Below are 6571 nucleotides of genomic sequence, written 5' to 3' on the forward strand. Positions count from 1 at the left end.
GCGTAATAATAATGAACTCTCCGAACTGCTAACTCTGGCTATAATAAGTGGATTCGCTTTTATCGACAATCACTTCACGGGTTTTAGGTAGTAGGTCACAATCCCACTGCTTGATTGCCCAGCCTAATATTTTATCACAGTTATCAGCGACGAGGGTGGCTGGCACGGCGATATTCAAAAATTTTAAGGCCTGGACCAGGTTTTCACCGGCGCGGGAATTATCCAGCCCAATCGCTTTATTTTGCTTACTGAGTTTATACCCAGGCTCTGTCGCAGCCACCGGGATATGGGCATAGCGAGGTGCGGGCTTGCCAAGTAAGCGGTAAAGGCTCAGGTGTGCGGCCGTCGTTTCCAGCAAATCACTGCCTCTGACAACATGGGTAACATCTTGAAAAATATCGTCTGCTACCACCGCCAGGTTGTAGGCAAACAGGCCGTCTTTCCGTTGAACGATGAAATCTTCGGTTGCGTGGCCTGACGGAATTTTCTGATAACCTAATATACGGTCAGCAAAGTCGGTTACCGGGTTATCCAGTTTGAGGCGAACCGATACTGCCGGTCGATCGGTGTTGTTCAGATCATGATGAGCATTGCGACAGGTGCCCGGATAGACACCGCCAGATTCACGAATCATTTTTCTGGTGCAGGTACACAAATAGGCCTGGTGCGCGGCAAGAAAATTATCAACGATTGTCTGATAAGCATCGGTGCGTGCAGACTGATAAATCACCTCTTTATCCCATTTCAGGCCGTGAGCGTGCAACGAATCAAGAATCCATTTATCCGCATTTGGTACGCTGCGCGAGATATCAACATCTTCAATACGCACACGCCATATGCCATTGTTGGAACGCGCATCCAGAAAACTTGCCAGAGCGGCCAGCAGCGAGCCAAAGTGCATTGGACCAGAAGGGGAGGGAGCGAAGCGGCCGATATAATCGGCAGAGGTAGGTGCAATCATAAAATAGTGTCATGCATTGCTTATAAATGCATTGAACGAAACCGGAACAGCATCACGCGCTGCTCCGATTCGTGAAGAAAAACCGCCGGCAGGTTATCCCTGCATCTGTTTTTCTTTAATCTCTGCCATGGTTTTGCAATCAACACACAAATCGGCAGTAGGACGTGCCTCAAGGCGACGAATACCGATCTCGATGCCACACTGATCGCAGAAACCAAAATCGTCTTCTTCGATACGCTTCAGGGTTTTTTCAATCTTTTTGATCAGCTTACGTTCACGGTCGCGTGTACGCAGCTCAAGGCTGAACTCTTCTTCCTGCGCCGCCCGGTCTACCGGATCAGGAAAATTAGCCGCTTCATCCTTCATGTGCGTAACGGTTCTGTCCACTTCCTGGCGAAGCTGGTCACGCCATGCTTTCAACAGCAAACGAAAATGTTCCGTTTGCGGCTCATTCATATATTCTTCATCAGGCTTGGGCTGATACGGTTGCAACCCGGCTAATGCTAAAAGTCCTAACGATTTCTGTTCTTTTCCTGTTGGCATGTGCCACATCTCCTACACTACGACATCCACAATGTCCCGGATAACCGATTATCTATAGCAAAATAAGCGACAACGGGCAATGTATGATGTCAAAGTAAGCTTTGCCTTGGTGTATCGGCACAGAACGCTACACCACGAAATTGATGTCCTGACAGACATACGAAAGCTAAAATTAAGGCGCAAATATGGCGTCGTGACAGAAAAAATCAACCCATTTTTCAAACTATCACCGGGAGTGACTGATTTATCTCCACTTTTTGTTGATTTATCAGGCACCCAAACGCCACAATATTCACACCTTTACGGTGCGCTTCAAGTACGGCCTCGGCGTACTGAGGATCAATGTGAGATGCGATACTGACTGTTTTAATGCCAGTGTGTTGCACACAAAACGCCAGCGTGGTGGGAATACCCTGTTCGGCCAGTGCGGCCAGCTCCAGACAATGCCGTGTTCCCCGGGTTGTGACCGCATCAGGAAAGAAGCCCTGACCTGCATCACACAGAGTGACCGATTTCACCTCCATATATTCTGTTTTATCCTGACGCTCAAAGGCAAAATCAAAGCGCGATGAAGCACCTGGCGGCGTGACTTCTCTTTTTATCTTCTCAACCGGATTAAATGCATCCAGGGACTTGTTATTTAGTGCTTCCGCTACCAGCTTATTGGCATTGTGCGTATTTATGCCGATGAAGTTTTCGTCAAAGTCCTGCGCCAGCTCCCAGGTATAGGGCAGCTTTCGCTTAGGATTGTCCGATTGACTCAGCCACACTGTATAGCCTGGCTCTGCACATCCGGTCATTGCACCGGTATTGGGGCAGTGCGCAGTGATGGTTTGACCATCGGGTAAACTGACATCGGCCAGAAACCGTTTATAACGACGAATAAGCGTTCCGCGGAGTAAAGACGTAGTGAACTGCATAAGGTTGTTGTTTAGACATTTTCTCTAGTGTAACAAGCGATAAAGGAATTGTGATGACAGATTTTCAGGTATCTCTTTCTACCGATGCGGCAGCAAAACACTGGGGCGATAAAGCGCCTCTAAGTATGCATGAGGATGGGGCTGTGATTCATATCGGTGATGCCAGTGACGTGCATGCGACCATCGGCCAGGCGGCACGGACCATTGACACTCTCAACATTAAGCGTGTAACGCTGACCGGTGAATGGGATTTTGAACAGCAATGGGCATTTGCGATGAGCTATACGCGGGCCCGTGACGCGGGTCAGATTACCTGGGCAGATAATGATGACAAATCACGTCTGGAGCAGCATTATCAGGCAATGCGCTTCACCCGTAAGCTGGTCAACGATACACCGGAGGATCTGTCTCCGGAAAACCTGGCTACCCGCGCGGCTGAATGGATAAAGGAACTGGGTGGCGATAACGTCAGCGTTGACATGATTGTCGGTGAAGATTTACAGAAGGCTGGCTGGACAGGCATTTACAATGTTGGGCGCGGTAGCGAACGCCCCCCGGTCATGTTAGAGGTGGATTACAACCCCACGGGTAATGCTGATGCACCAGTCGATGCGGTACTTGTCGGTAAAGGTATTACGTTTGACAGCGGCGGTTATTCCATCAAATCCAGTGAGGGAATGCTGGATATGAAATGCGACATGGGTGGTGCGGCAACGGTTACCGGCGCATTAGGGCTGGGCATAATGCAAGGCTTGAAAAAGCGCGTGAAGCTGCTGCTTTGCTGTGCCGAAAATCTGATTAGTGGTCATGCCTATAAGCTTGGTGACGTGCTGACATACAAAAATGGCGAAACCGTGGAAATCGTCAATACCGATGCTGAAGGTCGTTTAGTTCTGGCGGATGGACTCATCCGTGCAGAAGAAACCGGCGCTCCGCTGATTATCGATGCGGCCACACTAACCGGCGCAGCCATGGTGGCCATGGGCAAAGATTATCATGCTGTATTTAGCATGGATGATGACGCCCGGGATAAAATGCTGGCCAGTGCCAAAGCGGAAAATGAGCGTTTCTGGCCGCTACCGCTTGAGCCATTCCATAAATCGCGCTGCCCGTCTTCTTTTGCCAGCACGGCAAACAGTACATCACAAAAAGGAGGCGGTGCGGGTGGTGCATCAAATGCGGCCGGGTTTTTGTCGCGTTTCGTGAATCCGCAAGGCAAAGGCTGGGTGCACCTGGATCTTGCCGCGGCTTACCATGGCACTGCATCTGCGCAGATGCCGGTAGGTGCCACAGCGAAAGGAATAAGAAGTATCGCGCGTATGTTAGCGGATTTCTAAGTTAGCAATGTTATCGCGCCCGTTATGGGTGATAACAAATAACATTAAAAAAGGCGCGCATGCGCCTTTTTTATGAAGAAACTGGACAGTTTTTGGGTTATTGACCCAGCAGCGCACAGTGAACAGGCATTACCTATAAGCCGCCTAATCGCTCAGCCAGAGATTTGTAACTTTCCACCTGACTTCGGTCAAACAGTGGCCGGCCCTGTTCATCTTTCTCCTTCGCGGTCAGCAAACTTTCACGCTCCAATCGTTCCACACGACTTTCCTGCACACCCAAAAACGTGGCGACTTCTTCAACATTCATCAAAGACATTGGTAATACCCTTTTATTAGAGATAGTAAAACTTAAGCGTAAATGAGACAATTTGCCAGATGAATTAACCGTTTTTAAGAAATTGCCCTGAGGCCCGCGATGGCCTCAATTGGCCTGCTATTGAGGAGAGTGCATAACATGGATACCTGGTCGGCCGCGGTCATGCTGTTTTTAATCATGGACCCTCTGGGCAATCTGCCGGTATTTATGTCGGTGCTTAAAACCATTGAGCCCAGGCGCAGACGTTTTATTCTGGTGCGCGAACTGTTGCTGGCGCTATTCATTCTGTTTGTGTTTCTATTCAGTGGTCAGGCTGTGCTCGACTTTTTGAATGTGCAGCAGGAGACCGTCAGTATTGCAGGCGGCATAATATTGTTTCTCATTGCACTGAGAATGATTTTTCCACAGTCGGGTAATCCCTTAGGACTGGCCGTTGGCGAGGAGCCATTTCTGGTGCCCTTGGCAATCCCCATGATTGCCGGTCCCTCCACGTTGGCTGCACTGATTTTACTGTCGAATCAAAACCCCGATCGCATGATAGACTGGTCACTGGCACTGGGGGCCGCGTGGTCTATCAGCGCTATCATATTGCTGTTCTCAGGCTTGTTCCATCGTTTACTTGGCGAGCGTGGGTTAACAGCAATGGAAAGATTAATGGGCATGATTTTGGTAATGATCGCCATTCAGATGTTTTTGGACGGCATTGGTCAATACTTTACACATACATCGGGAATGCTTTAAATGTCGCAGACAAAGCTGAACACATTTGGTCGGGTACGTACCCTGGAAGGCTGGAAAGCCATTGCGTTTAGTGCTGCATTGCTTGAGCGCATGCTGCCTAACTATCAGTTATTCTGCGAAACGACTGGTTTTGATGACGAAGGTGCCTGCCGCCACTGCCTGGATCTGATATGGGAATCGCTGCGAAGTCCTAAAAGCCGGATTAATTTTGGTTTGCAGCTGGACAAAGTGGAAGAGGCGACACCGGACACACAGCACTTTGATTTTTATGGTGTGTACCCGGCCATTGATGCAGCGGTCGGTCTGGCTGCTGCTGTCAATTTAATTATCGGACAGGACGAGCAGGGCGCCGTGGTTGTCAGCAAGTTATCGCAAGGCTCGGTAGAAGCCTATCTGCTGTTGACCGGTGAGGCCACAGACGAAACCGTTAAAACGCATCCGTTAATGACCTTTGAAATAGAAGTTCAACAAGAGCTTTTGGATATACTCAGCGATTGTCGGCAAAACGCCGCCACGGCTGAGAAATTACGTCAACTTGCCGTTGAAGCCGGTATTTCGAACATCGGGCTGGAGCTTTAAGCCTGAAGCACTTCAATGAGCAGGTATTGCAGTCCTGAGGATTGTTTGTGCTTTATAATCTGCCAGTGGCCTGGTAGCGCTGGTAACGCCGCATCAGGCTCCTGTTCAACATAGATGAGACTGCCTGTCTGCACCAGGCCGTGCTGAAGAATAAGCGAAATGGCAGGCCTGACCAGATCAGCATTAAAGGGCGGGTCGACAAAAATAATATCGAATGGCTCGGATTGCTGGCCCAACAGTGCCAGCGCGTCACCCTGAACCACCTTACCATTTGCATTAAGGGTCGCCAGATTACCCTCTAACTGGCGAGCCGCGGTCTTGTCTTTTTCAAAAAACAAGCAGAAGCCGGCATAGCGGGATAAAGCCTCAATACCCAGTCCGCCGCTGCCAGCAAACACATCCAGACAACGTGCATCCGTAGTATGGTGCATCAACCAGTTGAAAAGTGTTTCTTTATTGCGGTCGGTAGTGGGACGCAAACCCTGGGCATCGGAGACCGGTAACTTACGCCCGCGCCACTGCCCGCCAATGATGCGAACCTGCCCGGTGGGTGACCTGCCAGAATGAGATTTTTTACGCACTCGCTTCATACGTCCTGAGGATGCTATCATACCGGTTATTACTGGCTGGCAAGTGTAGCCGAATTTATAGTGAATTAATAAGGGTTTGTCCGCGCAATGTCGAAACTTTTTGGCTGGTTCCGTAAGAACAAGCAGCAAGATAAAAAAACTGAAAAACAACAGTCTGAACAGCAGAATGACGCTCATCGCTCGCCGCAAGAACAGGTGGACAGCCTTGAGCGGGGAGACAGCCCCGAGGGTGAAAGCAGCCTTGAGCGCGATAACAGCTCTGAGCAGACAAAGAAGTCTGAGCAGGACGCGAGTGCGGAGCAGGTAACGGCTCCAGAGCGCAAACAAAGCGCAGAGGATATTCTGACTTCCGATGAGGAAGCGTTCACGGGTGATACACAAAGCGCGACCCAGGATGTAGCTTCAGACAGTGAAACGCCGTCTGAGAAACTGCCAGAAACCGCGTTTGCGCACACCGAGACGGATGCCGAATCGGATCAACTGGACGATGCACCAGGCAAGCGGCCAGTACAGTCAGATGTGCAGGAAGATACTAAGGACGAAAAACCGGTTGATTCAACCAGCGCACCTTCACACACTGCGCA

General features: G+C 49.9%; 9 protein-coding genes. 4 read left to right on the plus strand and 5 right to left on the minus strand.

Translation table 11 applies throughout. From position 1 onward, the window contains the following. Positions 1–28: 28 nt before the first annotated feature. From gluQRS to sfsA, 3 genes are all read right to left on the minus strand, one after another. Entirely contained in the window at positions 29–961 is a 933-nt protein-coding gene (gene gluQRS / locus HHX48_RS14915) for a tRNA glutamyl-Q(34) synthetase GluQRS (protein ID WP_191026238.1), read from the minus strand. 93 nt (positions 962–1054) lie between these two features. Then, positions 1055–1504: an RNA polymerase-binding protein DksA gene (dksA, locus tag HHX48_RS14920; protein ID WP_191026239.1), complete on the minus strand. Its 450-nt coding sequence runs from the start codon at positions 1502–1504 to the stop codon at positions 1055–1057. Between the two features lie 218 nt (positions 1505–1722). Beyond that, a complete protein-coding gene (gene sfsA / locus HHX48_RS14925) occupies positions 1723–2424 on the minus strand; it encodes a DNA/RNA nuclease SfsA (RefSeq protein ID WP_191026240.1) in 702 nt (233 codons plus the stop codon). A gap of 53 nt (positions 2425–2477) precedes the next feature. Here sfsA and pepB point away from each other — a divergent pair, with 53 nt between their 5' ends. Then, positions 2478–3761, plus strand: coding sequence for an aminopeptidase PepB (gene pepB / locus HHX48_RS14930; protein WP_191026241.1), 1284 nt, complete (start codon positions 2478–2480; stop codon positions 3759–3761). A 133-nt stretch (positions 3762–3894) separates the two neighbouring features. Here pepB and HHX48_RS14935 read toward each other — a convergent pair whose 3' ends face one another. Further along, positions 3895–4077: a helix-turn-helix domain-containing protein gene (locus HHX48_RS14935; RefSeq protein ID WP_191026242.1), complete on the minus strand. Its 183-nt coding sequence runs from the start codon at positions 4075–4077 to the stop codon at positions 3895–3897. A 138-nt stretch (positions 4078–4215) separates the two neighbouring features. On the opposite strand from HHX48_RS14935, the gene HHX48_RS14940 reads away from it, so the two are divergent. Beyond that, positions 4216–4818 (plus strand): YhgN family NAAT transporter, encoded by a 603-nt coding sequence (locus HHX48_RS14940; RefSeq protein WP_191026243.1) that lies wholly within the window; start codon positions 4216–4218, stop codon positions 4816–4818. Beyond that, the gene (locus HHX48_RS14945) at positions 4819–5397 is read left to right on the plus strand and encodes a YjaG family protein (protein ID WP_191026244.1); all 579 of its coding nucleotides are present in this window, start codon (positions 4819–4821) and stop codon (positions 5395–5397) included. Here HHX48_RS14945 and rsmD read toward each other — a convergent pair. Further along, positions 5394–5987, minus strand: coding sequence for a 16S rRNA (guanine(966)-N(2))-methyltransferase RsmD (gene rsmD / locus HHX48_RS14950; protein WP_191026316.1), 594 nt, complete (start codon positions 5985–5987; stop codon positions 5394–5396). The genes HHX48_RS14945 and rsmD overlap by 4 nt on opposite strands. A gap of 87 nt (positions 5988–6074) precedes the next feature. Here rsmD and HHX48_RS14955 point away from each other — a divergent pair. Beyond that, positions 6075–6571 (plus strand): hypothetical protein (locus HHX48_RS14955; RefSeq protein WP_191026245.1); only part of this gene is annotated, 497 nt, incomplete at its 3' end.

The sequence above is a fragment of the Salinimonas profundi genome, assembly GCF_014750655.1.
Classification (GTDB): domain Bacteria; phylum Pseudomonadota; class Gammaproteobacteria; order Enterobacterales; family Alteromonadaceae; genus Alteromonas; species Alteromonas profundi_A.

Coding starts and splice junctions, on each gene's coding strand:
- HHX48_RS14940 (WP_191026243.1), top strand. CDS start 4,216: ATGGATACCTGGTCGGCCGCGGTCATGCTGTTTTTAATCATGGACCCT.
- HHX48_RS14945 (WP_191026244.1), top strand. CDS start 4,819: ATGTCGCAGACAAAGCTGAACACATTTGGTCGGGTACGTACCCTGGAA.
- gluQRS (WP_191026238.1), bottom strand. CDS start 961: ATGATTGCACCTACCTCTGCCGATTATATCGGCCGCTTCGCTCCCTCC.
- pepB (WP_191026241.1), top strand. CDS start 2,478: ATGACAGATTTTCAGGTATCTCTTTCTACCGATGCGGCAGCAAAACAC.
- rsmD (WP_191026316.1), bottom strand. CDS start 5,987: ATGAAGCGAGTGCGTAAAAAATCTCATTCTGGCAGGTCACCCACCGGG.
- dksA (WP_191026239.1), bottom strand. CDS start 1,504: ATGCCAACAGGAAAAGAACAGAAATCGTTAGGACTTTTAGCATTAGCC.
- sfsA (WP_191026240.1), bottom strand. CDS start 2,424: ATGCAGTTCACTACGTCTTTACTCCGCGGAACGCTTATTCGTCGTTAT.
- HHX48_RS14935 (WP_191026242.1), bottom strand. CDS start 4,077: ATGTCTTTGATGAATGTTGAAGAAGTCGCCACGTTTTTGGGTGTGCAG.